At 74.9% G+C, this 1,203-nt stretch carries 1 protein-coding gene; it reads right to left on the bottom strand.

Annotation, left to right across the window (positions count from 1 at the left end):
• Positions 1-771, bottom strand: a 771-nt coding sequence (locus FDZ70_11035) for a phospholipid carrier-dependent glycosyltransferase (protein TLM65544.1), incomplete at its 3' end; no start/stop codon positions are given.
• Positions 772-1,203 lie beyond the last annotated feature (432 nt).

The following is a 1,203-nucleotide window of genomic DNA, read 5'->3' as shown; positions in this document are numbered from 1 at the left end:
GTCGAGGTTCCCGAGTCCGATGAGCCGGCTCTGCGCCGTGAGGAACTCGGCCGCGGTCGCAGCCCGGTAGCCGTACCACGTGCCGCCGACGAGGGCCGTCGCCGCGAGCGCGCCGAGCGTGGCGGGCTCGGCGAGCCACCTGAGCCCGCGGGTGCGCCAGACCTGCCACAACGCGAGCGCGGGCAGCGCGATGAGCGCGCTGAGCTTCGTCAGCGCCGCGGCGCCCATGAGCGCGCCGGCGAGCGCGCCGAGCAGCGCGGCGGAGCGCCGGCCGGTCCGCTCGGCGGCGATCACGTAGACCGTCACGGCGGCCAGCTGGAGCGCGAGCACGGGCACATCGGTCTGCGCGTTGCGTCCGACGAGCGCGACGCCCGGCAGGAACACGAACACCGCGGCGGCCACGAGGCCCGTGCGGCGATCGTACAGCCGCGCGCAGAGCGCGAAGACGAGTGCGGCGCACAGCAGGGTGGCGAGCAGGGAGATTGCCCTGCCCGCGACGACCGGGTCCGCCCCGGCCCGTACCAGGAGTGCCTGCACCCACGGGTACAGCGGCGGGTTGTTCGACTCGAGGGGATGCAGCCAAGGGGCGAGCAGCGGCCCGTGCGCGTAGTCGCGCGCGAGCAGCCCGTAGAAGCCTTCGTTGGTGTGCTGGAAGCCGCCGATCGCGTCCCTGAGGTGGGGGAGGTAGAGCAGCGCGGCGGCGGCGATGACGGCGGCCAGCCCGATCAGCGGCAGCCGCTCGGCACGGGTCGTCTCACTCGGTGTGGGCATACCAGGGAGTATCGCACAGGCGAAAGGGCCGTCACGTCACTGCGCGCAGCCTCATGCTCAGGTGGCCGAGGACCCCGGGGTCGTCGGGCGCTTGCCCCGACGCATCCACCACGTGGAAGGTGTCGAGCGCCACTCCGTCGCGCGTGATGACGTTCGCCCAGCGGATGTCGAGGCCCTCGGCGGCGATCTCGCGGGCGACGTCGTGCAGCAGCCCTACGCGGTCGGCGGCGCGGACCGTGACCGCGGTCGCGTAGCCGCGCGAGGTGTCGAGTGTGACGCGGGCGCGCACGCGCGAGCGGGCCGGCGCGGGCGGGTAGTCCCGCGCGCGCTGCGTGAGGCGCGTCTCGAGGTCGAGCCGGTCGGACAGCGCGGCGCCGAGGTAGCGGTCGAGCGCGGCCCACGTGCCGTCGGCCACGGCGGCGTGCGTGGCGG

The organism is Actinomycetota bacterium (assembly GCA_005774595.1).
GTDB lineage: Bacteria > Actinomycetota > Coriobacteriia > Anaerosomatales > D1FN1-002 > D1FN1-002.
The sequence above is the reverse complement of the archived record's forward strand: the minus strand, read 5'-3'. Positions and strand labels throughout refer to the sequence as shown.